This window comes from Methylobacterium terrae (assembly GCF_003173755.1).
Lineage (GTDB): Bacteria > Pseudomonadota > Alphaproteobacteria > Rhizobiales > Beijerinckiaceae > Methylobacterium > Methylobacterium terrae.
Genome location: NZ_CP029553.1, coordinates 48,190 through 72,082, shown reverse-complemented (window position 1 = coordinate 72,082; position 23,893 = coordinate 48,190). Strand labels below are relative to the sequence as shown.

Annotated in this window: 23 protein-coding genes, 1 tRNA gene and 1 pseudogene; 16 read left to right on the top strand and 9 right to left on the bottom strand. The window is 71.2% G+C overall.

The features are described 5' to 3' along the window. The first annotated feature begins 68 nt into the window (after positions 1 to 68). Both DK419_RS00330 and DK419_RS00325 read left to right on the top strand, forming a co-directional pair. Positions 69 to 2,345, top strand: a complete 2,277-nt coding sequence (locus tag DK419_RS00330) for a CDC48 family AAA ATPase (RefSeq protein ID WP_109957339.1) — start codon at positions 69 to 71, stop codon at positions 2,343 to 2,345. 125 nt (positions 2,346 to 2,470) lie between these two features. After that, positions 2,471 to 3,055 carry a L,D-transpeptidase gene (locus DK419_RS00325; protein WP_109957338.1) on the top strand — a complete coding sequence of 195 codons (585 nt, stop codon included), beginning with the start codon at positions 2,471 to 2,473 and terminating at the stop codon, positions 3,053 to 3,055. A 97-nt stretch (positions 3,056 to 3,152) separates the two neighbouring features. Here the strand turns inward: DK419_RS00325 and DK419_RS00320 are convergent, their stop codons facing one another. Continuing rightward, positions 3,153 to 4,571, bottom strand: coding sequence for an FAD-binding oxidoreductase (locus DK419_RS00320; protein WP_109957337.1), 1,419 nt, complete (start codon positions 4,569 to 4,571; stop codon positions 3,153 to 3,155). A gap of 236 nt (positions 4,572 to 4,807) precedes the next feature. On the opposite strand from DK419_RS00320, the gene DK419_RS00315 reads away from it, so the two are divergent. Then, the gene (locus DK419_RS00315) at positions 4,808 to 5,371 is read left to right on the top strand and encodes a thioesterase family protein (protein ID WP_109957336.1); all 564 of its coding nucleotides are present in this window, start codon (positions 4,808 to 4,810) and stop codon (positions 5,369 to 5,371) included. Between the two features lie 33 nt (positions 5,372 to 5,404). Here the strand turns inward: DK419_RS00315 and DK419_RS00310 are convergent, their stop codons facing one another. Continuing rightward, positions 5,405 to 5,659 (bottom strand): hypothetical protein, encoded by a 255-nt coding sequence (locus tag DK419_RS00310; RefSeq protein WP_109957335.1) that lies wholly within the window; start codon positions 5,657 to 5,659, stop codon positions 5,405 to 5,407. Between the two features lie 150 nt (positions 5,660 to 5,809). Here DK419_RS00310 and DK419_RS00305 point away from each other — a divergent pair, with 150 nt between their 5' ends. From DK419_RS00305 to DK419_RS00290, 4 genes are all read left to right on the top strand, one after another. Further along, entirely contained in the window at positions 5,810 to 8,152 is a 2,343-nt protein-coding gene (locus DK419_RS00305) for an ATP-dependent helicase (protein WP_109957334.1), read from the top strand. Positions 8,153 to 8,523: 371 nt separating this feature from the next. Then, positions 8,524 to 9,240 (top strand): PhoH family protein, encoded by a 717-nt coding sequence (locus tag DK419_RS00300; protein ID WP_109957333.1) that lies wholly within the window; start codon positions 8,524 to 8,526, stop codon positions 9,238 to 9,240. Between the two features lie 379 nt (positions 9,241 to 9,619). After that, the gene (locus DK419_RS00295) at positions 9,620 to 10,270 is read left to right on the top strand and encodes an NAD(P)-dependent oxidoreductase (protein WP_109957332.1); all 651 of its coding nucleotides are present in this window, start codon (positions 9,620 to 9,622) and stop codon (positions 10,268 to 10,270) included. 9 nt (positions 10,271 to 10,279) lie between these two features. Further along, positions 10,280 to 10,882 carry an SOUL family heme-binding protein gene (locus tag DK419_RS00290; protein ID WP_109957331.1) on the top strand — a complete coding sequence of 201 codons (603 nt, stop codon included), beginning with the start codon at positions 10,280 to 10,282 and terminating at the stop codon, positions 10,880 to 10,882. Positions 10,883 to 10,904: 22 nt separating this feature from the next. Here DK419_RS00290 and DK419_RS00285 read toward each other — a convergent pair whose 3' ends face one another. Both DK419_RS00285 and DK419_RS00280 read right to left on the bottom strand, forming a co-directional pair. After that, positions 10,905 to 11,879 carry a glutathione S-transferase family protein gene (locus DK419_RS00285; protein WP_109957330.1) on the bottom strand — a complete coding sequence of 325 codons (975 nt, stop codon included), beginning with the start codon at positions 11,877 to 11,879 and terminating at the stop codon, positions 10,905 to 10,907. A gap of 65 nt (positions 11,880 to 11,944) precedes the next feature. Then, positions 11,945 to 12,880 (bottom strand): alginate O-acetyltransferase AlgX-related protein, encoded by a 936-nt coding sequence (locus DK419_RS00280; protein ID WP_109957329.1) that lies wholly within the window; start codon positions 12,878 to 12,880, stop codon positions 11,945 to 11,947. A gap of 86 nt (positions 12,881 to 12,966) precedes the next feature. Between DK419_RS00280 and DK419_RS00275 the strand changes: the two genes are divergently transcribed. The 5 genes from DK419_RS00275 (at position 12,967) to DK419_RS00255 (ending at position 16,545) form a co-directional block, all read left to right on the top strand. Next, positions 12,967 to 13,479, top strand: a complete 513-nt coding sequence (locus tag DK419_RS00275; RefSeq protein WP_109957328.1) for a 2'-5' RNA ligase family protein — start codon at positions 12,967 to 12,969, stop codon at positions 13,477 to 13,479. Next, entirely contained in the window at positions 13,479 to 14,216 is a 738-nt protein-coding gene (locus tag DK419_RS00270; RefSeq protein ID WP_109957327.1) for a phosphatase PAP2 family protein, read from the top strand. Before DK419_RS00275 ends, DK419_RS00270 begins: the two co-directional genes overlap by 1 nt. Positions 14,217 to 14,294: 78 nt before the next feature. Continuing rightward, positions 14,295 to 15,068 (top strand): enoyl-CoA hydratase, encoded by a 774-nt coding sequence (locus DK419_RS00265; protein ID WP_109957326.1) that lies wholly within the window; start codon positions 14,295 to 14,297, stop codon positions 15,066 to 15,068. Next, positions 15,068 to 16,024 (top strand): threo-3-hydroxy-L-aspartate ammonia-lyase, encoded by a 957-nt coding sequence (locus DK419_RS00260; RefSeq protein ID WP_109957325.1) that lies wholly within the window; start codon positions 15,068 to 15,070, stop codon positions 16,022 to 16,024. Before DK419_RS00265 ends, DK419_RS00260 begins: the two co-directional genes overlap by 1 nt. Continuing rightward, the gene (locus DK419_RS00255; RefSeq protein WP_109957324.1) at positions 16,021 to 16,545 is read left to right on the top strand and encodes a prolyl-tRNA synthetase associated domain-containing protein; all 525 of its coding nucleotides are present in this window, start codon (positions 16,021 to 16,023) and stop codon (positions 16,543 to 16,545) included. Before DK419_RS00260 ends, DK419_RS00255 begins: the two co-directional genes overlap by 4 nt. A 128-nt stretch (positions 16,546 to 16,673) precedes the next feature. Here the strand turns inward: DK419_RS00255 and DK419_RS00250 are convergent, their stop codons facing one another. After that, the gene (locus DK419_RS00250) at positions 16,674 to 17,045 is read right to left on the bottom strand and encodes a winged helix-turn-helix transcriptional regulator (protein ID WP_109957323.1); all 372 of its coding nucleotides are present in this window, start codon (positions 17,043 to 17,045) and stop codon (positions 16,674 to 16,676) included. 135 nt (positions 17,046 to 17,180) lie between these two features. On the opposite strand from DK419_RS00250, the gene DK419_RS00245 reads away from it, so the two are divergent. From DK419_RS00245 to DK419_RS28415, 3 genes are all read left to right on the top strand, one after another. Beyond that, positions 17,181 to 17,786: an NAD(P)-dependent oxidoreductase gene (locus tag DK419_RS00245; RefSeq protein ID WP_109957322.1), complete on the top strand. Its 606-nt coding sequence runs from the start codon at positions 17,181 to 17,183 to the stop codon at positions 17,784 to 17,786. A 22-nt stretch (positions 17,787 to 17,808) separates the two neighbouring features. Then, positions 17,809 to 18,456, top strand: a complete 648-nt coding sequence (locus DK419_RS00240; protein ID WP_109957321.1) for a DsbA family protein — start codon at positions 17,809 to 17,811, stop codon at positions 18,454 to 18,456. A 184-nt stretch (positions 18,457 to 18,640) separates the two neighbouring features. After that, entirely contained in the window at positions 18,641 to 18,931 is a 291-nt protein-coding gene (locus tag DK419_RS28415) for a hypothetical protein (RefSeq protein WP_162561096.1), read from the top strand. A 25-nt stretch (positions 18,932 to 18,956) separates the two neighbouring features. On the opposite strand, the gene DK419_RS00235 is transcribed toward DK419_RS28415, so the two are convergent. From DK419_RS00235 to DK419_RS00220, 4 genes and pseudogenes are all read right to left on the bottom strand, one after another. Then, positions 18,957 to 19,043: transfer RNA gene (locus DK419_RS00235), tRNA-Leu, on the bottom strand. A gap of 368 nt (positions 19,044 to 19,411) precedes the next feature. Continuing rightward, a pseudogene (locus DK419_RS00230) lies at positions 19,412 to 20,284 on the bottom strand (efflux RND transporter periplasmic adaptor subunit); the annotation flags it as partial. A 10-nt stretch (positions 20,285 to 20,294) separates the two neighbouring features. Beyond that, positions 20,295 to 20,489 (bottom strand): DUF1656 domain-containing protein, encoded by a 195-nt coding sequence (locus DK419_RS00225; RefSeq protein WP_109957319.1) that lies wholly within the window; start codon positions 20,487 to 20,489, stop codon positions 20,295 to 20,297. After that, on the bottom strand, positions 20,479 to 22,503 hold the full coding sequence (locus DK419_RS00220) for an FUSC family protein (protein ID WP_109957318.1): 2,025 nt from the start codon (positions 22,501 to 22,503) through the stop codon (positions 20,479 to 20,481). Before DK419_RS00220 ends, DK419_RS00225 begins: the two co-directional genes overlap by 11 nt. A gap of 177 nt (positions 22,504 to 22,680) precedes the next feature. Here DK419_RS00220 and DK419_RS00215 point away from each other — a divergent pair, with 177 nt between their 5' ends. Then, on the top strand, positions 22,681 to 23,838 hold the full coding sequence (locus tag DK419_RS00215) for a zinc-binding dehydrogenase (protein WP_109957317.1): 1,158 nt from the start codon (positions 22,681 to 22,683) through the stop codon (positions 23,836 to 23,838). The last annotated feature ends 55 nt before the right edge of the window (positions 23,839 to 23,893 follow it).

The window sequence follows — 23,893 nt, the reverse complement described above, 5'->3', positions numbered from 1 at the left end:
GCGCGCGCTCGGTCGGCGGGCGACGCCCCCGGCCGGTCCGGTTCCGCTCCCGCACGGAGAGGAAGCCGATGGCAGACGAAGCAGGCGACGTCAGGGCGCAGGTCGCGAACGCGCGGGCGGAGGATGTAGGCCGGGGCGTCGCCCGGGTCTCCGCCGCCGTCCTGTCGAGCCTCGGCCTCCAGGAGGGCCAGCCGATCGAGATCATCGGCAAGCGCCACACCACGGCGCTCGCCATCGCGCTCGGCCAGGAGGACGAGGGCCTGAGCATCATCCGCCTCGACGGCCTCCAGCGCGTCAATGCCGGGGTCGGCTCCGGCGACCACGTCGAGATCCGCAAGGCCGAGGTCCGCCCCGCGACCCGGGTGGTGCTGGCCCCGGCCCAGAAGAACCTGCGGCTTCAGGGCTCAGGCGAGGCCCTGCGCCGCACCTTCTACCGCCGTCCGCTCGTGTCGGGCGACGTGATCTCGACCTCCGTGCCCTCGCGCTTCGCCCGCGACCAGGTGCCGGAGGAACTGCGCCAGATGTTCAGCCTGCCGGCCTACGGCCTGCAGGAGATCCGCCTCGTCGTGGTCTCGACCCAGCCGGCCCGCGGCATCGTCCAGGTCACCGCCGAGACCGAGGTCGAACTGCGCCCGCTCTACGAGGAGCCGAAGGAGGTCCGCAGGGCCGACGTCACCTACGACGACATCGGGGGCCTGGGGAACACCGTCGACCAGGTCCGGGAGATGGTGGAATTGCCGCTTCGCCACCCCGAGCTGTTCCAGCGCCTCGGCATCGACCCGCCGAAGGGCGTGCTGCTCTACGGCCCCCCCGGCACCGGCAAGACGCTGCTCGCCCGCGCGGTCGCGAACGAGACCGAGGCGCAGTTCTTCCACATCGCCGGCCCCGAGATCATGGGCAGCCAGTACGGCGAATCCGAGCAGCGCCTGCGCCAGATCTTCTCCGAGGCCCAGCGCAACGCGCCCGCGATCATCTTCATCGACGAGATCGACTCGATCGCCCCGAAGCGCGAGGAAGTCCGCGGCGAGGTCGAGCGGCGCATCGTCGCCCAGCTCCTCACCCTGATGGACGGCCTCGAGCCGCGCCAGAACATCGTGGTGATCGGCGCCACCAACCGGCGCGACGCGATCGACGAGGCCCTGCGCCGGCCCGGCCGCTTCGACCGCGAGATCATCATCGGCGTGCCCGACGAGCCGGGCCGGCGCGAGGTGCTGACGATCCACACCCGCGGCATGCCGCTCGGCGACAACGTCGATCTCGACGAGATCGCCAGGACCACCTACGGCTTCGTCGGCGCCGATCTCTCCGCCCTCGCCCGCGAGGCGGCGATGGATGCGCTCCGCCGGGTGCTGCCGCAGATCAACCTCAAGGAGGGCATCCCGCCCGAGATCCTGGAGAAGCTCCAGGTCTGCCGCGAGGACTTCCTGAACGCCCTCAAGCGCGTCCAGCCCTCGGCCCTGCGCGAGATCATGATCCAGGTCCCGAACGTCACCTGGGACGATATCGGGGGCCTCGGCGAGGTGCAGACGACGCTGCGCGAGGGCGTCGAGCTGCCGTTGCGCAACCCGGAGGCCTTCCGCCGCATCGGTATCCGCCCGGCCAAGGGGTTCCTGCTGTTCGGCCCTCCCGGCACCGGCAAGACCCTGCTCGCCAAGGCGGTGGCCCGCGAGGCGCAGGCCAATTTCGTCGCGACGAAATCCTCCGACCTGCTCTCCAAGTGGTACGGCGAATCCGAGCAGCAGGTCTCGCGCCTGTTCGCCCGCGCCCGCCAGGTCGCCCCGACGGTGATCTTCATCGACGAGATCGATTCGCTCGCCCCCGTGCGCGGCGGAGGCCTCGGCGAGCCGGCGGTGACCGAGCGGGTGGTCAACACCATCCTGGCCGAGATGGACGGGCTGGAGGAACTGCAGGGCGTGGTGGTGATGGCCGCCACCAACCGGCCGAACCTCGTCGATCCGGCGCTCCTGCGCCCGGGCCGCTTCGACGAGCTCGTCTACGTGCCGGTGCCGAGCATCGCCGGGCGACGCCACATCCTGGGCATCCACACCCGGTCGATGCCGCTCGCCGACGACGTCGACCTCGATGCCCTCGCCGAGCGCACCACGCGCTTCACGGGCGCCGATCTCGAGGACCTCACCCGGCGCGCCGGCCTGATGGCCCTGCGCGAGAACCTGGCGAGCGAGCGCGTCCGCCAAGCCCATTTCGACGCGGCCCTGCATGAGACGCGCCCGTCGGTGACGCCCGAGATGGAGCAGGAGTACGAGACCATGTTGCGCACGCTCAAGCAGGAGGGTCCGCAGCGCCAGCCGATCGGCTTCATGCCGCTCCGGCCGGCGGCGGAGTAGGCGGGGCTGCGCCGTCGCGGCCTGTGGCGCACATGCATCACAGGCCGCCCAGCCATTGTTTCTGCCACGTTGTCGCCACAGCCCGGCGGCCAACCCGTTCGACGTTAATCGAACGGGAGGGGACGATGACCCGTCTGACCGCGCCGCGGCGCCTGTTGAAGCCGCTCCTGACAGCGGCCGCCCTGCTCACCCTGGCGGCGCCGGCCCAGGCCCTGAGCCTGCTCGACCGCGGGCCGATCGCCGATTTCCTGACGGTGTTCCGCCAGCAGGGCGTGCCGCGCCAGACCATCGGCTGGAACAGCCCCTACAAGCCCGGCACGGTGGTGATCTCGACCAGCCAGCGTCGGCTCTACTACATCCTGCCGAACCAGGAGGCGGTGCAGTACGGCGTCGGCGTCGGCCGCGAGGGGTTCTCGTGGGCCGGCACGAAGACCGTGACGATGAAGAAGGAATGGCCGGCCTGGCGCCCGCCTGAGCAGATGATCAAGCGCCGCCCCGACCTGCCGCGCTACATGGCCGGCGGCAACGACAACCCGCTCGGCGCGCGCGCGCTCTATCTCGGCTCGTCGCTATACCGCATCCACGGCTCGAACGAGCCGGAGACGATCGGCGCCGCGGTGTCGTCCGGCTGCATCCGCATGACCAACCGGGACGTGATCGACCTGTACGATCGCGTGAAGGTGGGGACGAAGGTGGTGGTGCTGCCGTAGGCTTTTTCTCGAGAGTGCCATCCGGGTGCGAAGCGGCTCAATACGCCAGCACAAACGCCGGCGGAGCCGCTCCGCGTCAGGGGAAAAACGCCTCCGCTTAAACCGCCACGACCTTTCCCGGATTCATGATGTTGTCCGGGTCGATCGCCCGCTTGAGCACCCGCATCAGGTTCAGCGCCTCCGGCCCGTGCTCCAACTCCATGAAGCGCATCTTCTTCTGGCCGATGCCGTGCTCGCCGGTGCAGGTGCCCTCCATGGCGATGGCGCGGGCGACCAGGCGCTCGATGAAGCCGGTGACCCGGGCGATCTCGTCGGGATCGTCCATCATGACGAGCGGCGAGGTGTGGAAGTTCCCGTCGCCGACATGTCCCGCGATCGGTGCCGTGATGCCGCTCTCGACGATGTCGCGCTTGGTCTCGTCGACGCATTCGGCGAGCCGCGAGATCGGCACGCAGACGTCGGTGGCGATGACGCGCGCGCCCGGGCGCATGCCGACCGCCGCCCAGTAGACGTCGTGGCGGGCCTGCCAGAGCCGGGTGCGGTCCTCCGGCTTCGTCGCCCACTCGTAGGGTCCGCCCTCGAACTCCGCCGCGATCTCGCCGAAGCGCTCGGCCTGCTCGCGCACGCTGGCGTCGGTGCCGTGGAACTCGACCAGCAGGAGCGGGGTCTCGGGGAGGGTCAGCTTCGAGTAGGCGTTGCAGGCCGCGACCTGGACCTCGTCGAGGAGCTCGATGCGCGCCACCGGCAGGCCGGACTGGATCGTCACGATGACGGCGTCGCAGGCCGCCTTGATGCTCGGGAACGGGCAGACGCCCGCCGAGATCGCCTCCGGGATGCCGGCGAGCTTGAGGGTCAGCTCGGTGATGATGCCGAAGGTGCCTTCCGAGCCGACCATCAGCCGGGTCAGGTCGTAGCCGGCCGAGGTCTTGCGGGCGCGCGGGCTGGTGCGGACGATGTCGCCGTTCGGCATCACGGCGGTGAGCGACAGGACGTTGTCCTTCATCGTGCCGTAGCGCACCGCGTTGGTGCCCGAGGCGCGCGTGGCCGCCATGCCGCCGAGCGAGGCGTCGGCGCCCGGATCGATCGGGAAGAACAGGCCCTGGTCGCGCAGGTGCTCGTTCACCGCCTTGCGGGTCACCCCGGGCTGGACCACGCAGTCGAGGTCCTCGGCATGGACGGCAAGCACCTTGTTCATCCCGTTCATGTCGATCGAGATACCGCCGAACGGCGCGTTGACGTGGCCCTCGAGCGAGGTGCCGGTGCCGAAGGCGACGACCGGCATCTTGTGCGCGGCGCAGACGCGCACGATCGCCTGCACGTCCTCGGTGCTCTCGGCGTAGACCACCGCGTCCGGCGGCTGGTTGACGACCCAGGTCAGGGTGCTGGCATGCTGCTCGCGCACCGCCTGCGAGGTGACGACGCGGTTGCCGAACTGCGCCGTCAGCTCGCGGATGACCGCCTCGACGGTCTCAGGGGATGGGCGCTCGCGCGACGGGGCAGGGCTCTGGGCGTTCATGGGACATCGACCTCCCGGACGGATTTTCGGCGACCGGGCGGGCCCGGCCTTTTGCCGGCCACTCTAGCAGCCGCGTCCGGCCCGGCATATCCGGACCGCCGGTCACGGAGAAGTGCGTCACGGGAGTGCCGCCTTGCCCCAAGGTGCAACCCGATCGGGGGTGCATCGCCGGATCAGGCATGGTACGTCCCACGGCGCCCTTGTCATCCCGCCTGCGCCTGATCGGGAGCCCCACAATGGCTGACGACCGTCCCGCATCGGTCTTCTTCTTCGCGCCCTTCGTATCGTCCACCATGGCGATCGAGCCCGGCTGGATCGATTACAACGGTCACCTGAACATGGCGTACTACCACGTCCTGTTCGACCGGGCGGTGGACGAGGCGTTCGGCGTGGTCGGCCTCGGACCCGACTACATGGAGAGCGGGCGCGGCACGACCTTCGCGGCCGAAGTCCACGTGCGCTACCGCCGCGAACTCGTGCTCGACGATCCGATCCGGGTGACGCTGCAGCTCATCGCCTTCGACGAGAAGCGCATCCACTTCTACTCCGAGATCCGGCACGCCACCGAGGGCTGGGTCGCCGCGACCTCGGAGAACCTGTCGCTCCACGTCGACCCGGCGACGCGCCGGGTGGCGGCCTTTCCCGAGGACATCCAGGCCAACCTGGCGGTGATGCTCGGGTCGCATGCCCGGCTGCCACGTCCCGACGATCTCGGGCGGGTGATCGGCATCCCGGCCCGCGGCCACGCCCGGCCGGACACCATGGCCTTCGCGGCCGGGGGCGCCCGGGTCCGGCACTAGAGGCTTCGGCCCGGCGACCGGTCGCCCCCGCCGTCAGCGGTTCGGCACGATGATCGGCGCCGGGGGCGGCGGTGCGACGCTCTGCTGGCGCTGGATCTGGCCCTGGAGCTGGTTGGTCTCGAACCGGTTCTGCTGCTGGATGCCGCGCGATTCGGCGCCGGCCTCGAGCGAGCGGTTGATCCCTTCGACCCGCTGCTGCGAGCGGTTGACCGGCACCTGGTTCTGGGCGAGCGCCGGGAGCGGCGCGGCGGCGGCGAGCGCCAGGATCAGGAGGCTGTGGGCGCGCATCGGGGTGTCCTTCCGTGTGCGGGGGCATCGTCCGTGGGAGACGACGCCGGGGGCCGCGCAAGGTTCCGTTGCGCGGTTCCGGGCGCTCGCGGACGAGGGATGCGCCCGCCACCCTCGACGCCGTTCGCGTTTTGGTCCAGTGATGCGCGCATGACTCGCGAACTGCCCGCCGGGACCGCCCCGACCTCGATCTCCGCCCGCGCCCGCGCCGCGGTGGTGCCGCAGGAGGGGTCCTACCTCGCCGGGCTCAACCCCGAGCAGCGCCGCGCCGTCGAGGCGACGGAGGGGCCGGTGCTGGTGCTGGCCGGCGCCGGCACCGGCAAGACCCGGGTGCTGACCACCCGCATCGCGCACCTGATCTCGACCGGCCGCGCCCGGCCCTTCGACATCCTGGCGGTGACCTTCACCAACAAGGCCGCCCGGGAGATGAAGGAGCGCATCGGTTCGCTCATCGGTCCGGCAGGCGAGGGGATGCCGTGGCTCGGCACCTTCCACGCCATCGGCACCAAGATCCTGCGCCGCCACGCCGAGCTCGTGGGCCTGCGCTCCGACTTCACGATCCTCGGCACCGACGACCAGCTGCGGCTCTTGAAGCAGGTGATCGCGGCGGCCGACCTCGACGAGAAGCGCTGGCCGGCCCGCAGCCTCGCCGGCACCATCGACGGCTGGAAGAACCGCGGCCTGTCGCCCGAGCAGGTGCCGGCGGGCGAGGCCGGCGCCTTCGGCTTCGGCAAGGGCGGCGCGCTCTACGCCGCCTACCAGGAACGGCTGAAAGCGTTGAACGCCGTCGATTTCGGCGACCTCCTGCTGCTCTGCCTGCGGCTGTGGCGCGAGAACCCGGACGTGCTGGCCAATTACCAGCAGCGCTTCCGCTACATCCTGGTCGACGAGTACCAGGACACCAACGTCGCCCAGTACCTCTGGCTGCGCCTGCTGGCGCAGGGGCACCGCAACGTCGCCTGCGTCGGCGACGACGACCAATCGATCTACGGCTGGCGCGGCGCCGAGGTCGACAACATCCTGCGCTTCGAGCACGACTTCCCCGGCGCCCTGGTGGTGCGGCTCGAGAACAACTACCGCTCGACCGGCCACATCCTGGCCGCGGCCTCGGTGCTGATCGCCCACAACGAGGGGCGGCTCGGGAAGACCCTGCGCACCGACAGCCCGGAGGGCGAGAAGGTCACCGTCACGGGCGCCTGGGACTCGGAGGAGGAGGCGCGCCTCGTCTGCGAGGAGATCGAGAGCCTGCAGGCCAAGGGCCACAAGCTGTCGGAGATCGCCGTGCTGGTGCGCATCTCGGCCCAGATGCGCGAGGTCGAGGACCGGTTCGTCCAGCTCGGCCTGCCCTATCGCGTCGTCGGCGGCCCGCGCTTCTACGAGCGGGCCGAGATCCGCGACGCGCTGGCCTACCTGCGCATCGTCGCCAACGGCTCCGACGACCTCGCCTTCGAGCGGATCTTCAACACGCCCAAGCGCGGCCTCGGCGACGCGACGCTCCAGGCCCTGCACGGGCTCGCCCGCCGCGCCAAGGTGCCGCTGCTCCAGGCGGCGCGCATGATGAGCGAGACCGAGGAGCTGAAGCCCAAGCCCCGCTCGACGCTGCGCGCCCTGTGCCAGAGCTTCTCCCGCTGGGCCAAGCTCCTGGAGGACCAGCCGTTCACCGAAGTGGCGCAGACGATCCTGGAGGAATCCGGCTACACCGAGATGTGGCAGAAGGAGCGCACCGCCGACGCCGCCGGGCGCCTCGAGAACCTCAAGGAGCTGGTGCGCTCGATGGAGGAGTTCCCGGACCTCGCCGGCTTCCTCGAGCACGTGTCGCTCGTCATGGACGCCAACGAGGCCGAGGGCGGCGACCGGGTCAGCCTGATGACGCTCCACGCGGCGAAGGGCCTCGAGTTCGACACCGTGTTCCTGCCCGGCTGGGAGAACGGTCTGATGCCGAACCAGCGCGCCCTCGACGAGAGCGGGCGGGCGGGCCTGGAGGAGGAGCGGCGGCTGGCACATGTCGGCCTGACGAGGGCGCGCAAGCGCGCCAAGATCTCGTTCGCGGTCAACCGCCGCATCCACGGCCTGTGGTCCTCGACCGTGCCGAGCCGCTTCATCGACGAGTTGCCCGAGGCGAGCGTCGCGGTGCTCGACGCGCCGGCGAGTTTTTCGCAAGGCCCCTCGCGCTTCGACCGCCAGGCGCCGGCCTTCGGCTCGTCCTATTCCACGCCCGGCTGGCAGCGGGCGCAGGCGCAGACCGCCGGCCAGGACCGGTTCGGCGGGGGAGGGCGGGGCAGCGCACCCGGCCGGCGCGGGCCGCAGCAGATCGAGGGCACGCTGGTGGCGAAGTCCACCGGCACGCCGTCGGCCTACGAGCCCGGCGCGCGGATCTTCCACACCAAATTCGGACCGGGCTCGGTGGCGGCCGTCGACGGCAACAAGCTCACCGTTGACTTCGACAAGGCCGGCCGGAAGATGGTCCTCGACAGCTTCGTCCAGCCGGCCTGAAGCGGTCCCGTGCGGGCCCGACCTGCGCCAACCGGGGAGCGGCGATCAGGTGGCGACCCCCTCCGGCAGGCAGATCGCGGAGATCCGCGCCGACCTCCCCCCAACCCCCTGTGTGGTTTTCATCACAAGTCGTCGTGCCGTTCAGCCCCCTCCCGTTTCTCAACGGCATGGTGCGGCGCGACAATTGCTCGTTCATCACCATCCGCTTACCGTATCGGGAGAAGCAAGCGGACTTGTCCACCGCCTGCGTCAACCCCGACCGGAACCGTTACGGCCCGCGAGGCTTTGAATCGCCAGTAGAACACAGGAGATACGGGACACGAGAGGGCACACGATAGTCGGCACCGCAAGTCCAGTGGGAGTGTTGATCCGTGAAGAGACGACGCGCACGACTTGAACTGGTTGATGACCGCTCGATCCGGGTGCACCGCACTCGCTTCGAGGAGGAACGCAACCCGCCACCGATCCAGCCGATGACGGCCCGCCAGGCCGAGTATCTGGACGCCCTCGGGTCCCATCCGCAAGTCATCGTCCTCGGCCCTGCCGGCACCGGCAAGACCTACATCGCCGGAACCCGCGCCGCCGACCTCTTGCGCCAGCGCCGCGTCGCCAAGGTGGTGATCACCCGGCCGAACGTGCCCTCCGGCCGTTCCCTCGGCTTCTTCCCCGGCAGCATCGAGGAGAAGATCGCCCCCTGGGTCGCGCCCCTCACCGAGACGATGAAGGAGCGCATGGGCGACGGCGCCTTCGAGATTGCCGTCAAGGCCGGCGACATCGAGGTCGTCCCCTTCGAGGTGATGCGGGGCCGCACCTTCAAGAACTGCCTGGTGATCCTCGACGAGGCCCAGAACACCACCCCCGCCGAGATCAAGATGTTCCTGACCCGGATCGGCGACGACACCCAGGTCATCATCAACGGCGACGTCTCCCAGACCGATCTGCGCGAGACCTCGGGGCTGCGCACCGTGATCCACCTGGTCAAGAGCCGGATGATGCCGATCCCGATCGTCGAGTTCGGGCTGGACGACATCGTGCGCTCGGGGATCTGCGCCGAGTGGGTGCGGGCCTTCGAGGAAGCGCGGGTGTGAGACCCCGACGCCTGCCCGGCCGGAGGGTCGGGCAGGTCGCCCGGGACGACCATCCGAGAACGAGCTTGAACCGGCAGGATGACGTTTCATCCTCCTTCGTCACGTTGGATTGACGTGCCAGCGCATCGCACGTCTCCTGTGCGATGCGTTTTCTGTCTGATCTGAGCGGTAAATGTATAGCGCCACTCCCCTCTCCCCGCCCGCGGTGAGAGGGGATTTCATTGGTTTCGGAACAGAGTGGCCGGTAAGCGTGTGATCGTCGACGAGAACGGGGAAGACACACGCCAGGCCCGGCCCGGAAATCTGCCGCAGCGCGAGCAACCATCACGCCTCCCATCGTCTTGAGGGTCTGCCGCCTCACGCACCCAGGACGCGATCCATGGCCCATCTCCTCGTCATCGGCGCCAGCCAGGGCATCGGCCTGGAGACGGTGAAGGCGGCGCTCGCCGCGGGGCATCGGGTGCGCGCCTTCGCCCGCTCGGCGGGCGACATCGCCCTGTCCGATCCGAATCTCGAGCGCTTTCCCGGCGATGCGACGTCGGCGCCGGACGTCGCCGGCGCCCTCGGCGGGATCGATGCCGTGGTGCAGGCCCTCGGCGTGCCGGTCCGCGACCTGCTCGGTCCGGTACGGCTGTTCTCGAACGCCACCAACGTCCTGGTGCCGGCAATGGAGGCGGCCGGCGTGCGCCGGCTGATCGCAGTGACCGGGTTCGGCACAGGCGATAGCCGCGAGGCGATCGGCCCGCTGCAGCGCCTGCCGTTCCGCCTCGTCTTCGGTCGCGCCTACGACGACAAGGACGCGCAGGAGATGCGCATCCGCCGCTCGTCCCTGGACTGGACCTTCGTGCGCCCCGGCGTGCTCACCGGCGGGCCTGCGACCGGGCGCTACCGGGTGCTGGACCGGCCCTCGTCGTGGACGAACGGGCTGATCGCCCGGGCGGACGTGGCGCAGTTCATCGTCCGGGACCTCGAATCCCGCGACCATGTCGGGCGCGCCGTCGTGCTCATCAGCCACGCGCTCCCGCTCTGATCCCGCACCATGGACAAGATCCTCTACTACGCCGTCACCCTCGTCGAATCCGTCCTCGGCGTGTTCGGGGTGCGGGCGTTCTACGACCAGCCCCGCTACGCCGTGGTCGAGCGGCTCGATCGCGGCGTCGAGATCCGCGCCTACGAGCCGCGCCTCGCGGTCGAGACCGACGCGCGCGGCCAGGGCGACGGCGAAGCGTTCGGGCGACTGTTCCGTTACATCACCGGCGCGAACCGGACCGGCGGCCGGATCGCCATGACGGCTCCCGTGGAAGCCGGCGGGCAACGGATCGCCATGACGGTGCCGGTCGAGCAGGGGACCGGCGGGACGATGCGGTTCTTCCTGCCGCACGCCGTCGCGGCGGCCGGCGCCCCGGAGCCGACGGAAGCCGGCGTGCGCCTCGTCGAGATCCCGCCGGAGCGGATCGCCGCCCTGCGCTTCTCCGGCCGCATCACCCCCGAGGCGCGGGCCGCCCAGGAGCGCGTCTTGGCGGAGGTGCTGCGCCAGGCCGGCCGGACACCGGCGGGCCCGCCGCTCTTCATGGGCTACGATCCGCCCTTCGCGCTTCCCTTCCTGCGGCGCAACGAGGTGGCCGCGCGGCTGGGGACGTGACCGGCCCTCGTCTGCCAGGCTTTCAGTCGCGAAAGCGCTCCGCCCGCCCGTGCGGCGCGTCGTAGTCCAGCACCGGCCCGAGGGGCACGATCCCGGTCGGGTTGATGGTCGGATGGCTCTCGTAATAGTGCCGCTTGATGTGGGTGAGGTTCACCGTCGGGGCGATGCCGGGGGTCTGGTAGAGGTCGCGCAGGTAGGGCGCAAGGTTCGGGTAGTCGGCGATCCGGCGCAGGTTGCACTTGAAGTGCCCGACATAGACCGGGTCGAACCGCACCAGCGTGGTGAAGAGCCGGATGTCGGCCTCGGTCAGGCGTCCGCCGACCAGGTAGCGGGCGCGGTCGAGGCGGGCGTCGAGGGCGTCGAGTTCCTCGAACAAGGCCGTCACGGCCTCCTCGTACGCGTCCTGGCTGGTCGCGAAGCCGGCCTTGTAGACCCCGTTGTTGACCCGGTCGTAGACCCGGGCGTTTACGGCGTCGATCTCGGGGGCCAGTTCCTCGGGGCAGAGGTCGGGGCCGCCCGGAAAGGCCGCGTTCAGCATCCGGATGATCTCGGCCGACTCGTTCGACACGATGGTGCCCCGGACCCTGTCCCACAGCACCGGCACCGTGACCCGGCCGCTGTAATGCGGGTCGGCCTTGCCGTAGACCTCGTAGAGGCGGCTCGCGCCGTTGACCGTGTCCGGCCCGGCGCCCGGGCTGTCGCCGAACACCCAGCCCTCGCGGCCCATCTGCGGGTCGACCACCGAGACCGTGACGGCGTCCTCCAATCCCTTGAGCGCTCGCACGATCAGGGTGCGGTGGGCCCACGGGCAGGCGAGCGAGACGTAGAGGTGGTAGCGCCCGGCCTCCGCCGGAAAGCCGCCCGCGCCGCTCGGGCCCGGGGCGCCGTCGGGCGTGACCCAGTTGCGGAAGGCCGCGTCCTTGCGCATGAAGCGCCCGCCGGTCTTGCCCGTGTCGTACCATTGGTCGTGCCAGACGCCGTCGACCAGAAGTCCCATCGCACCCTCCCTCGCCCGTCGGCTCGAAGGTGGGGCGGCCGCCCGGCGCCGCAATGGTCCCTCGCTCAGATCCCGGCCTCGGCGGCGGAATCGAGGCCCCGCGCGCCCGCTTCCTCGACGTCGAACCGGTCGGCCGGCACCCGCGCGAGGAAGCGCTCCGCCACCTCGACCAGCAGCAGGTGCGGGCGCACCCGCTCGACGTAGGACCAGTCGAGGCTCGCCGACCAGACGAAGTGCAGCTCGCGAAAGCTCTCCGCCAGGAGCCCGGTCAGGAAGATCGGGTGGAAGTGCGAGCAGGAATCGCCGAACAGCATCAGCGTGCGCGGGTCGGCGGTGGGGCTCTCGTTGCGGAACACCACGTGGGCGCCGACATGCAGGTCGGCCGCCGTGCCCCGCGCCTCGTGGCCCGCGACGAGCGGGTTGGCGAAGACCCGCACGGCATCGCGCTGGACCTCGTAGATCCGCATCGTCTCGCGCAGGGGCGGTTCGACCTTGGCGCCGAGGTCGAGCACGCCGTCGTGGTCGTGGAACGGGCGGCCCGCGAGATCGGGCGGCGGCGCGGCCCCGAGCGCCCGCATGATCTCGCCGTAGGCCAGCCGGCAGCCGTCCTGGCTCCAGTGGGTGTCGGTGCGAAGATAGAGCGGCGGCTCGACGTCGCGCGCCGCCCGCAAGGGCCCGACGAGATCGATCCAGGCCCGGGCCGCCGGCGAGCGGGCAAGGCGCGCGCCGAGGCGGCGGGCCGGCGACAAAGCCGGATCGAGGGGAAGCCCGTCGAGGCGGTCGTCGTAGATGCTGAGCTTCTCCGGCACCGCGACGTGGAAGGCGCGCGCGCCGAGCGCCGCGGCCCTCGCGGTGCGGGCCTCGATCAGCCGGCGCCAGCGCCACAGCCGCCACGCCACGGGAAGGCTCGCCCGGTACTGCCGGAGCACCCGGTTGGTGCCGCCGGTCAGGAAGAGCCATCCGTCCCGGCCGCGATGGACCATGTCGCTCGTGTCGCGCATCGGCGCCGTGTAGCCGGACGGCGGCGGCGTGAACAGCGTGCGGCGGCCCTGGCCTTTCCCCGGGCCCGCGCCATTTCGCAGGCAGGATGCCGCAGAACCCCCTGATCCTCACCCTGGAACTCGACGAGGCCGCCTTCGCGGAGTTCGACGGCCAGCGCCGGCGCTACTTTCCGGAAAGCCTCAACAAGATTCCGGCCCACGTCACGCTGTTCCACCACCTGCCCGGCGAGGAGGAGCGCGGGATCGTCGAGACCCTGGCGGCGGAGATGCGAGCGGAGGGCCCGATCCCGGTCAAGGTCGCGTCCTTGCGCTTCATCGGCCGCGGCGTCGCCTACGCGCTCGAGGCGCCGCGCCTGTCGGCCTTGCGCGGGCGGCTCGCCGCGACCTTCGAGCCCTGGCTGACGCCGCAGGACCGGCAGGGCTACCGCCCGCACGTCACGGTGCAGAACAAGGTCGCGCCGGAAGACGCGCGGGCGCTGCACCGCGAGCTCGAGGCCGCCTTCGTGCCCCGGGAGATCGCCGGCACCGGGCTCCTGCTCTGGCGCTACCTCGGCGGGCCGTGGGAGGCCCGGGGACGTTTTCCGTTCGGGGGCGCGTGATGGTGCCGATTCCGTTCCAGAGTCATGCCACGGCCGTGTGGCGGCGCCTGCGCCTGAACGAGATCGGGCCGCTGGCCTCGCTGCTCGCCGTCAGCCTGTTCGGCTTCGGGTTCCTCAAGCTCGCCGACGAGATCCGCGAGGGCGGCTCGTTCGGCTTCGACGACCGGCTGCTCCTGGCGCTCCGGGTGCCCGGCGACCTCGCCCAGCCGATCGGACCGTCATGGCTGCCGGAGACGATGCGGGACATCACCGCCTTCGGCAGCGTGTTCGGCATCGTCTACGTCACGGCCTGCGTGGTGCTCTACCTCGCGATCACGGCGCGGCGGCGCGCCGCCCTGTTCGTCGTGATCGCGATCGGCGGCGGCGAGCTCCTGTCGACTGGCCTGAAGCTGTTCTTCCGGCGCCCGCGGCCGGAGCTGGTGCCGCACGGCATGGAGACCTTCACGGCGAGCTTCCCGAGCGGCCACGCCATGCTGTCGGCGATCGCCTACCTGACGATGGCGATCCTGCTCGCCCGGGTCGAGCGCTCGCGCAAGGTCAAGGCCTTCGTGATGGGGCTCGGCGTCGTCACGACGCTGCTCGTCGGGGTGAGCCGGATCTATCTCGGCGTGCACTGGCCGAGCGACGTGCTCGCCGGCTGGTGCATCGGCGCCGCCTGGGCTTCCCTGTGCTGGTTCGTCGCCCTGCAGCTCCAGCGCCAGGACGTGGTGGAGGCCCCCGACCCGCCGCCGGCCTGAACAGGGACTCACGCGGGGCGCTTGCGCGCCGCCCCGCCCTCCCATAGCCAAGTGCGGGAGACGAGCGGGAGGAACGCCGTGGACTACGAGAACATCCGGGTCGAGACGCGCGGGCGCGTGGCGCTCGTCACCCTGCACCGGCCGGCGGCGCTGAACGCCCTGTGCAACGCGCTGATCGCCGAGCTGAACCACGCCCTCGACGGCTACGAGGCGGACGAGGGCATCGGCTGCATCGTCATCACCGGCTCGGAGAAGGCTTTCGCCGCCGGCGCCGACATCCGCGAGATGCAGGACCGCACCCACCCCGAATTCTACATGGCCGACCCGTTCGGCGAGTGGGACAAGGTCGGCCGGCGCCGCAAGCCGATCATCGCCGCGGTGGCGGGCTACGCCCTCGGCGGCGGCTGCGAGCTGGCGCTGATGTGCGACTTCATCCTGGCCGCCGACACCGCCAGGTTCGGCCAGCCCGAGATCAAGCTCGGGGTGATCCCGGGCGCCGGCGGCACCCAGCGCCTCACCCGCGCGGTCGGCAAGGCCAAGGCGATGGAACTCTGCCTCACCGGCCGGATGATGGACGCGGCCGAGGCCGAGCGCTCGGGCCTCGTCGCCCGGGTGGTGCCGGCGGCCGAACTCCTCGACGAGGCCATGAAGGCCGCCGAGACCATCGCGTCGATGTCGCTGCCCGCTGTGATGGTGGCCAAGGAGAGCGTCGACCGCGCCTTCGAGACCACGCTGACCGAGGGCATCCGCTACGAGCGCCGGGTGTTCTACGGGCTGTTCGCCACCCACGACCAGAAGGAAGGCATGACGGCCTTCGTCGAGAAGCGCAAACCGAACTTCGAGAACCGCTGATGAGCCTCGCTTATGCCGACGTCGAGGCCGCGTCCCGCCGGATCGACGGCATCGCCCACCGCACCCCCGTCCTCACCTCCCGCACCGCCAACGCGCAGACGGGCGCCACCCTGTTCTTCAAGGCCGAGCCGCTGCAGCGCGCCGGCGCCTTCAAGTTCCGGGGCGCCTGCAACGCCATCGGGGCACTCTCGCCCGAGCAGCGCAGGCGCGGCGTGCTGGCCTTCTCGTCCGGCAACCACGCCCAGGCGATCGCCTATGCGGGGGCGCTGCAAGGCGTGCCGACCGTGATCGTGATGCCGCACGACGCGCCCGCCATCAAGGTCGCGGCGACCCGCGGCTACGGCGCCGAGATCGTCGTTTACGACCGCTACAAGGAGGACCGCGAGGAGGTGAGCCGGCGGCTCGCCGAGGCGCGCGGCCTGTCGGTGATCCCGCCCTACGACCATCCGGACGTGATCGCCGGCCAGGGCACGGCGGCAAAGGAGCTCATCGAGGAGGTCGGCCCCCTCGACGTGCTGCTCGTCTGCCTCGGCGGCGGCGGGCTGCTCGCCGGCTCCTGCCTCGCCGCGCGCGCCCTGTCGCCGGGGGTCGAGATCTGGGGCGTCGAGCCGGAGGCCGGCAATGACGGCCAGCAATCGCTCGCCAAGGGCGAGGTGGTGCGCATCCCCGTACCGGTCTCGATCGCCGACGGCGCGCTGACGACGCATCTCGGACAGCACACCTTCCCGATCATCCGGCGCGAGGCGGCCGGCATCGTCACCGCGACGGACGCGCAGCTCGTGTCGGCGATGCGGTTCTTCGTCGAGCGGATGAAGCTCGTCGTCGAGCCGACCGGGTGCCTCGCTGCGGCCGCCGCCTTCGAGGGCGCGGTGCCGGTGACGGGCAAGCGCGTCGGCGTGATCCTGTCGGGCGGCAACGTCGACCCGGCGGCGCTCGCCCGTCACCTCGCCGCATGAGTCCTGCGACGCAAGAGGACCTGTTCGCCGTCCTCGACCGCCTCGGGGTCGCCCACGCCACCGTGGCGCACGTGCCCGTGCACACGGTCGCGGAATCCCGCGACCTCAAGGCCGGGATGCCGGGCGGCCACTCGAAGAACCTCTTTCTCAAGGACAAGCGCGGGCGGCTCTTCCTCGTCGTCGCCGAGGCCGAGGCGCGGATCGACCTCAAGCGCCTGCACGGGCCGCTCGGCGCCACCGGCCACCTCTCCTTCGGCTCGCCGGAGCTGCTCTACGAGCGCCTCGGCGTGCGCCCCGGCTCCGTGACGCCGTTCGGCCTCATCAACGACCGCGACGCCACCGTCGCGGTGGTCCTCGATGCCAGGCTGATGGCGCACGATCCGGTCAACTTCCACCCGCTCCACAACGGCGCCACCACGGCGGTCGCGCCGGCTGGCCTGATCCGGTTCCTGGAGGCGACGGGGCATCCGCCGCGGGTGATGGCGCTGCCGGAGCCGGCGGGGGAGGATCGGGCGGAATAGCCGGAGCGCCGTCTCCTCGGCGAGGCGCAGCGACTTCGACACATCAGGGTCATTCCGGGCTCCGCTCTCGCGGCCCCGGAGTGTGACGCGGTGCGCGGAGAGAGCGTGGCCTCGGTCGAACCGCCGTCTCACGCAGCCCCTCTCGTCGCGCTCCGCGCAGCCTGGATCGCCGCCTGGTTCGCCTCCGCCCAGCGGATCAGCCCGCGCATCGGCACCAGGAACGAGATCCCGAGCGGCGTCAGCCGGTACTCGACCCGCGGCGGCACCTCGGCGTGGACCTCGCGGGCCACGAAGCCGTCCTGCTCCAGGCGGCGCAGGGTCTTCGACAGCATCTGCTTCGAGACGTCGCCGATCTCGCGCTCGAGCTGGCTGAACCGCTTCACCCCCGGTGCCAGCGTCGCCAGCACCAGCAGGCTCCACTGATCGCCGATCCGGTCGAGGACGTCGCGGATCGCGCAAGGTTGCCCGAAGTTGTCGGCCGGCAACACCTCGTCGAGCACAGGCACCTCTCCATGGTCACCGCGCGATGACCTGGTCGCTCGACGGTGACGTCTTGCGCGAGGTCCGGCGGGGGTCTAGCTCTGTCCACGGTCTCGAACATAGACCAGATCGCGAAACCAAACCAAGAGAGTGTCATGGCCAAGGTTGCCGTCATCGGCGCGACCGGGAACGTCGGCGCGCGCATCGTCGCCGAACTGGCAGCGCGGGGCCACCGCGTCACCGCCGTCTCGCGCCACCCGGGCGCCGCCGCGCCGCAGGTCGAGCCCGCCGCCGGCGACGTGCGGGATGCCGCGGGCTTGAGCCGGCTGCTCGCCGGGCACGACGCGGTGGTGAGCGCGGTGCGCTTCCGCGACACCGACCCGGAGGCGCTGATCGGCGCGGTGCGGGATTCGGGCGTCACGCGCTACCTCGTGGTCGGCGGCGCCGGCTCGCTCGAGATCGCGCCCGGGCAGCGGCTCGTCGACCAGCCGGACTTTCCGGCCGCCTACAAGGACGAGGCCCTGCGCGGCGCGGCGTTCCTCGACGCGCTGCGCGAAGTCACCGACCTCGACTGGAGCTTCCTGTCGCCCTCGGCGCTGATCGAGGCGGGCGAGCGCACCGGCCGGTTCCGCCTCGGCCGCGACGCGCTGCTCGTCGGCGAGACCGGCAGCCGCATCTCGTACGAGGATTACGCCGTCGCCCTCGTCGACGAGATCGAGCGCCCGGCGCACCTGCGCCAGCGCTTCACCGTCGGCTACTGACGGACAAGCGAGGCGAGGGACCATGCCCGGCCCGATCACCGTGACGTGCCTCTACGATCCGCTCTGCGGCTGGTGCTACGGCGCCCATCCGGCGCTGGCCTGGCTTCGCGCCCGGGACGACGTGGCCCTCGCCGTGCTGCCGGTCGGCCTCTTCGCCGGGCCGGGCGCCGTCCCGATGGATGCGGGCTTCTCCGCCCATGCCTGGTCGGCCGACCGGCGCATCGCCGCGCTCACCGGCCAGCCCTTCGGCGAGGCCTACCGGACGCGGGTGCTGGAAGCCCGCGGGGGCCTGGTCGATTCGGGACCCGCGACCCTGGCGCTCACCGCAATCCACCTCGCCGCGCCCGACCGGGAACCGGACGCCCTCGCGGCGATCCAGGGAGCGCGCTACGTCGCGGGCCGCGACATCGGCGACCCCGGGACCCTGGCGGAGATCCTGGAGGAGACCGACCTCGCACCCGCCGCCGCCCTCCTGCGCGAGGCCGGCCCGGCCTTGCGCGAGGCGGCCGCCGCCCGCATGGCGGCGGGCCGGGCGGCGATGGCCCGGCACGGCCTGCGCGGCGTGCCGGGCCTGGTGGTCGGGGGCGGGGAGGGACGCGGCGTCGACGGCACGCACCTGTTCGGCGACCGCGACGACCTCCTGCGTGAGCTCCGGGACGCGGCAGGCTGAGGAGAGTTGCACCACGGTCCACGACACGGCTTTCTGGCTGCGGCGGCAACTCCTCTCACCCGCGACCGCATCCCGAGGTGTCGGTCGATTGAACATCGACTGACCTCGAAGGAGGGATGCAGGGATCGCACAGGCAGCTGGAGCCCTCCTTCGAGGTCAGTTCATCTGCGATGGCCGACACCGCTTGGTCGATGCGGAGGGCGCGTCGGTCGTCGCAGCTCACGAGAAGCGCATCGCGGACCTCGAAACGGAGAAGGCGCTGCTCGCCGAAAAGGTCGCCTCCTGCGGCAAGCCGCTGGCAAGTTTCAGCGAGACCTATCGAACCGCGTTCGACTACCTTGCAAACTCTGGCATTTGCCCCGGATCGAGGAATCGCAGGGCCGTGCTCAAGCTGGTCTTCGTGAACCGGCTGCCGTACTTGCGCGGAGAGGGTTATCGAACCGCCAAGATTTCCGCACCCATCAGGCTGCCATGAGACATGACGATGGGAAAACAGGGGATGGTGCGGGCGGTCGGACTCGAACCGACATATCCGTGAGGACGGCGGATTTTGAGTCCGCTGCGTCTACCAATTCCGCCACGCCCGCGCGCGGTGAAGCCCCTCTCCTGTGCCGTGCGAAGCGGGAGCGTGTCAATCCCGCGCGGTGCGGCCGGAGCCCTGGCGGTGCGGGCCGCGCTGGTCCTTCGAAGCCGCGTCCTTGCCCGCGTCCTTGCCCGCGTCCTTGGCCGTCTCGGGCGCTTCGTTGATGCCCGGCGCGATCCCGGGGGCGATCTGCTCGGCGCTCGGGCCCGCCTTCGGATCGGGCGCCGGCAGGGTCGAGACGTCGTGCGAGCCCTTGACGGTGGTGGTGTTTCCGGCGGGCGCGACCGCGGTCCCTTCCGGCCGCCGCGGCCCGAGGCGGTCGACGAAGGCGCTGAACGCGTCGCGCAGGCGGTCGCCGTGCTCGGCGTAGGCGCCGACCGAGACCGTCGCGGTCATGCCGGCGACCAGCGCCAGGTTCGGCGGCACCTGCTCGATGCGTATGCGCACCGGCACCCTCTGGGCAAGGCGCACCCAGGTATAGACCGGATCGACGCTGGGAAGCCCCTGCGTGCTCGCCGCGGCGTTCGGGGTGCTGATGCCGCGGGTGATGCTGTCGACCCGGCCGCGGACCGGCTCGGCATAGCCCATCAGCGCCGCGCTCGCCGGGTCGCCGACCCGGATGTGGTCCATCTTGGTCTCCTCGAAATAGCCGTCGATCCAGTACGAATCGCCATCGATGACCGAGATGTTGCGGGTGCCGGCGGTGGCGTAGTCGCCGACCCGCAGGAGCAGGTTGGTGACGTAGCCATTGACCGGGCTCCTCACCTCCGTGCGCTTCAGGTTGATCTCGGCCTGCGCGGCCTGCGCCTGCGCCGAGGCGAAGGCGGCCTCCGCCTGCTTGGCGGTGCCGGCGAATTGCTGCTTCTCCTCGATCGAGGTCGAGACGGTGGTCAGCGCCTCGCGCCGCGCGGCCTGGGCACGCTTGACCTGGAGGTCGGCCGCCCGGTTCTCGACCTCGGCCTTCGCCGAATCGAGCGCGATCTTGAAGTCGAACGGGTCGATCACGTAGAGCACGTCGCCCTTGCGGACGAGCTGGTTGTCGACGACGCGCAGCTCCGTGATCTGGCCGGAGACCTGGGGGGCGACGCTCGCCACCTGGACACGCACCCGCCCGTCCCGGGTCCAGGGCGCGGTGACGTAGTATTGCCAGACGATCAGCGCCGCCGCGCCGGCCAGCACCAGCACCACCAGCGTCGCCAGAATCCGCAGGAGCCGCCGTCCCCGGGTCGTGCGCTTGACCGCCACCGTTTCCTCCTCAGACCAGCACGATCAAGAGCGCCAGGATGCAGACGTAGAGTCCCGCCTCGGCGAGCGGCGGGTTCGCGAAGACGCGCTCGAAGCGCACGAGCCTAAGGAGCGGCCGTACGGCCAGCAGGACCGCGAGGGCCGCGACCGCGTAGGCGACGAAGGGAGAGACCAGCACCCCGCCGATCGTCAGTTCATGAAACATAGCCCGCCCGGTTCCCGGCCTCCCACAGGCCGAGGCGCCGCAGCACCCGGCCCTGCCCCTCGACGACATAGGACGCGGTCGTGAGGTCGGCCACAATCCGTGTTGCGGTGCGGCGCGACTCCGCCGGGGCGGTGCGGGCCGCCTCGAGCAGGGCGGCGCCCGCCTCGCGGAGCGGCTCCGCCTCGGCACGCCCAAAGGCGGCGCGGGCCCGGGCCACGGCATCGTCGTAGGCCGTCACGCCCGCGAGCCGGTTCAGGCCCGCCTGCGCTCCCGCCGCGGCCGTGTCGAGGGCCGCGAGCGCGAAGGCGTGCCGCAGGGTGGCGCGGCGCAAGGCGCCCGCCGTGCCGGCCCAGCCGGCGAACTGCACCAAGCGGTCGGCATCGAGGTTGACCCGCTCGTCGGCCTCCTGCGGCTCGCCCGACAGGGCCTCGATCACGTCGGCGCGGGCGGCCTGGAGCGACCAGCGCCGGCGCTGGGCGTTCGTGGTCGGCAGCACGATCCGGATCACCAGGAACAGGATCAGCCCGGAGACGCAGAACAGCACGGTCGCGTTGACGTAGGATTCCGGGTTGTAGGGCTGCGGGTTCGCCGGCGACAGCACGACGGGGAAGAACACCAGCAGGATGAATCCGAGGCTCGCGGTCGCGGGCCGCAGGCTGAGCAGGCAGGCGACGATGATGACCGGCGCCATCGCGATGGCGAGCAGCGGGAAGCCCTGGCCGCCGTCGAGCACGATGAACTCGACGATGCCGGCGCAGGCCGCCGCGAGCGGCATCCCCCACAGCGCGCCGGTGGCGAAGCCGACCGGGTTCGGGTTGATCGAGGCGAGCGCCGCGAAGGCCGAGACCTGGAGCAGAGCCGCCGAGGTGGCGGGCCAGCCGCTGAGCACGAACAGCGCGGCGCTGATCGCGATCGTGATCACCACCCGGGCGGCGTTGCGCAGCGCGTCCGGAAAGTCGCGGTGCACCGGCAGGCGCATGTCGCGCAAGGGGGCGCGCCCGGTCTCCAAAGCCTCGATCCCGTCCTCGGCGAGCCGGTCCTGGCGCAGGAGGTCGATGGCGCGCCGGTGCAGCAGCACCGCGTCGGGGGTCGCGGCGGCGCCCGCCGCGAGAGCGTCGAGGCGGGCCACCAGGCCGGGCAGGGCGTCGCGGTCGCCGTCGAGGCCGGCGAGCACCCTGGCGCGCAGGCCGTCCGGATCGCCGGTGCGCGCGACGGCGAGCGCGAAGGAGCGGGCGGCCGCGACCGAGGCGAACAGGGCCGCCACCGCGCTGCGCGCCCCCGCCGCCCGGTTCTCGCCGTCGTGGAACTCGGTCGCGACCACGCCGATCGCGTCGCGCGGGGCGGCCGCCAGGCCCATCGTGTCGGCGGCGCTCTCGGGGCCCGGGTCGCCCTCCCGCACCGCCCGGCGGACGAAGTCGCGCACCGCGCCGCGCGCCCGTCCCATGCCGGCGCTGAGGTCGGGGAAGATCGAGGGCGCCCCGAGCGCGTCGTTGATGAAGGTGATCGACACGATGCCGAGCGCGATCGCGGCGACGCGGGCGATGCCGGATTCGAACACCGATTGCGGCGCGTCGATGTTGTTGATCGCGATGATCGCCACCGTGTAGCCCGACAGCATGGCGCCGTAGGCCTTGGTGCCCTGGAGGTAGTTGGCGACGAAGACGCAGAGCCCCATCCAGAGCGCGAAGGCGACCAGCATCTCGACCCGGTCCTGCCCGAACAGGGCGGTGAACAGGATCGCGACGGCAAAGCCGACCAGCGTGCCGAGGAAGCGGTAGGCCGCCTTCGACAGGGCCTGCCCGCGCCGTGCTTGAGCCAGGATCGCCACCGTGACGGCGGCCGAGGAGGCGCTCTCGAGCTGGAGCCAGAACCCGGCATAGAGGGCCAGTATCATGGCGAGCCAGATCCGCAGGGCATAGGCCCAGGAGGCGAGGGGCGGCGGCTCGATCCGGTCGAGGAGCGCGTCGATCCAGGCGCTCCGCCGACTCGCCTCCGCGGTGTTCACCTCGGCCATCCGGCCCCCCCGAGATCGACGTCGTCACGATCGATACCGCCGAGAACGACGCCGTCGAGATCGATCGCGCCCGATTGGGATGCACGATTCGAATTCGATGGTAGGGTAGCGGCAACCGGGCAGCGACCCGGCCCGCGGCCGCACGCCGTGCCAGAACAGCCAGCCGAGGAAGCGCCGATGAGCAAGCCAGAGATCCGCGTCGCGACGTTCGCGGGCCCCGGGGCGGAACCCGTGATCCAATCGGTGCCCTGGCCGAAGGTTCCGCGCAAGGCGGCGCTGATCAAGGTCGGCGCCTGCGGCGTCTGCGGCACCGACCAGCACATCCTCAAGGGCCACTGGCCGAAGCCCCTGCCGTGGCCCTTCACGCTGGGGCACGAGATCGGCGGCGTCATCGTCGAGAAGGGCGACGAGTTCACCGCCGACTTCATGGAGAAGCCGCTCCAGGTCGGATCGAAGGTGATGATCCCGCCGCTGATGCCGTGCGGGCACTGCTATTACTGCGTCCATTATCCGGAGCAGGCCAACAAGTGCCTGACCCCGGTCTATTACGGGCGCTACCTCGGCTTCGACAAGGCGCCGCACCTGTGGGGCGGCTGGGCCGAGTACGTCTACGTCGACCTCGAGATGCTGCCGGGCACCAAGGTCTACAAGCTGCCCGACGACATGTCGCTGCGCCTCGGTGCGCTCTCCGAGCCGCTGACCTCCTGCATCCGCGCCTTCAACCGGGCGACCCGGGCCGGCGGCTTCAAGTGGGGCGACACCGTGGTGATCCAGGGATCAGGGCCGATCGGCATCCTGGCGGTGGCGGCCGCCCAGGAGATGGGCGCCGGGCGGGTGATCTGCGTCGGCGCGCCGGAGGAGCCGCGCCTCGCGCTCGCCCGAAAGTTCGGCGCCGAGGCGACCGTCGACATCACCGAGGTCACGACGCCGGAGGCCCGCATCGCGGCGGTGCGCGAGATCGTCGGCGGCTTCGGCGCCGACCTCGTCATGGATTGCTCGGGCCACCCGACGGCGGGGCCGGAGGGCATCGAGTTCCTGCGCGACGGCGGCACCTACGTGGAGATGGGCCAGTTCACGGATGCCGGGAAGATCGAGACCTCCTGGCACCGGATCTGCTCCAAGGACCTGAACGTGCTCGGCTCCTGGGCTTTCACCGGCAACGACCTGCCCCTCGGCGTCGACATGCTCTACCGCGCCCGGGACAAGTATCCCTGGCTCGAGATGCAGACGGTCTATCCCTTCACCCAGGAGGGCGTGTCGCAGGCGGTGAAGGACGCGATGGCGATGAAGACGGTGAAATCGACCATCGTGCCGTTCCCGGAACTCGTCGCCTAACCGCATGGCGGGACGGGCGCGAAGGCGCTAGGTCGGGGCTCCCGATTCGTGTTGC